Origin of the sequence: Desulfonatronovibrio hydrogenovorans DSM 9292 (genome assembly GCF_000686525.1) — a bacterium.
In the GTDB taxonomy this organism is placed as follows: Bacteria; Desulfobacterota; Desulfovibrionia; order Desulfovibrionales; family Desulfonatronovibrionaceae; genus Desulfonatronovibrio; species Desulfonatronovibrio hydrogenovorans.
On the sequence record NZ_JMKT01000007.1, the window covers coordinates 1 to 2,166 of the forward strand.

A 2,166-nucleotide genomic window follows, 5' to 3' on the forward strand; every position below is an offset into this window, starting at 1 on the left:
GAACCCCAGTTACGGGTTTCTTCAGCCGGCAGCTTGTGCCACTGCTTGCATGCGACCTGGCATCCACGACAGGCTGTGCACTTGGTAAGATCTATAAAAAAACCTTTTCCATCCATCAGTCATTCCTCCTTACTTTTTGCGAATGTTGACCATGAAGGCCTTGGTTTCGGGAATACCGGTGTTGGGATCGCCTACTGCCGGAGTGAGAAGATTGGCAGCATCTCCGCTGTCCTTGGGGTAGAGCCATCCGTAATGCCATGGCAAGCCAACCATATGCAGGTGCTGTCCCATTACTTTGTATGGCTGAAGTCTAGGGCTAACTATAGCCACTGCCTCAACCTGACCTCGGACGTTCTCAACAATGACCTTGTCGCCGTTATTGATGCCTCGAAGTCTGGCCAGTAAGGGATCAATCTCAGCAAACAGTTCAGGATGACATTCCAATAGCCAGGGAGTCCATCTGGTCATAACCCCAGACTGCCAGTGTTCAGTAACTCGATAGGTTGTACCTATGAAGGGATATCGGGGATCACAGGCAGCAATTTTTTCCAGCGGACCGGAAAAGTGAAGGGCTGTAGGGTTGTGGAGCTGGTTGGAAAAAGGTTGTTCGTCAAATGGACATTCCAGTGGTTCATAATGTTCTGGAAAAGGGCCATCCACGAGTCCAGGTCCGAATAGTCGGCCAAAACCTTCACTGGTCATGATGAATGGATGCCTTTCACTGGGGGCCCAGGGACCATCTGGAACGTCTCCTTTCCAGCTGTTGTTCTCCCACTTTATAACTGCCTTGTCTGGTGCATATGGTCTGCCCTGTTTGTCTACTGAAGCCCGGTTATAGAGAATGCGTCTGTTCATGGGCCAGCACCAGGACCAGTTCGGAAATAGACCAATCTTGGCCTGCATATCGGTCTGGGACTTGTCTCGCCTGGTCATCATGTTGCCCGATTCAGTGTAGGACCCGCAATACAGCCAGTTGGCGCAAGCTGTTGAGCCATCATCCTGTAGCATTCCAAAACCAGGAACCTGACTTCCTGCCTGATAGGTTTTTCCATCAATGGTGATGTCCCTGGTAAAATGTCCGTTCTGAAGTCTGGCCATTTTATCAGGATCTAATGTATTGCCTGTGGCAACCAGCTGAGTGAAATTTTCAATTGGTTCAGGAAAAACACCACCCTCAGAACGATAAAGTTCTTTGAGCCGGTTGGTCAGCATTACCATCATGTCCCCATCGGGCTTAGTGTTTCCAAGAGGCTTGGGCCCCTGATAACGCCACTGAGCCCAGCGTCCGGAGTTGGTGATGGAACCTTCTTTTTCATAGAAGACTGCAGCCGGAAGCATAAATACTTCTGTTTTAATCTTGGAAGGATCCATTCCAGGGCCTTTCCAAAATGATCCGGTCTCATTGTCAAAGATGTTGACATTGACCAGCCAGTCCAGCTTGGTCAAAGCTTCTCTGGTTTTGTTGGTATGAGCACCACTGACAGCAGGATTCATCCCCCATGCAAAGAAACCTTTGAATTTACCCTGGAGCATGTGATCAAACATGACCAGCCAGGAGCAGTCCTGTCCCTGGTCAAGTTTTGGCATATATTGATAGCTTTCAGAGGGACTTTTGTCCGGATACATGGCCTTTAAGAGGCTGGCCACATATTTGGGACGATTCTGCCACCAGTTGGCACTCTTGGGATCATTGCTTACCGGGGTGTTTGCCTTGTTGTAGTCACCCAGTGTAGGCCAGGTGGCCCTTGGGGTCGGGTTGTAGGCCGGAATGATGTGGTAAAGCAGAGCGCTGTCTGTTGACCCCTGGACATTTGATTCTCCCCGAAGGGCATTTATTCCTCCGCCGGCGTTTCCAACATTGCCCAGTAAAAGTTGAATCATGGACATGGTCCTGATCAACTGGACAGCTACGGTATGCTGAGTCCACCCCATGGCATAGGTGTTGGTTCCGGATTTGTCAGGTTTGCCTGTTGCGGAGTAGACCTTGTAAATCTCCTGCAGCTTTTCCTTGGGTGTGCCTGTGGTTTGGGAAACCCGATCCAGAGTGTATCTTTGATAGTGTTTTTTTAGAAGCGGAACGTGTCAATGAAAGTGAGACACATTTCACAATAGTTTAAGCAACATTCTCTTTAGTACTGGGTTTGTTGATCCAAACCTCAGAAGGAA

At 49.3% G+C, this 2,166-nt stretch carries 2 pseudogenes; both read right to left on the bottom strand.

What is annotated here, in order from left to right:
* Nucleotides 1-116, bottom strand: a pseudogene (locus P771_RS19080) (4Fe-4S dicluster domain-containing protein); the annotation flags it as partial.
* A gap of 13 nt (nucleotides 117-129) precedes the next feature.
* Nucleotides 130-2,073: pseudogene (gene fdnG / locus P771_RS16020) on the bottom strand (formate dehydrogenase-N subunit alpha); the annotation flags it as partial.
* Between the last annotated feature and the right edge of the window lie 93 nt (nucleotides 2,074-2,166).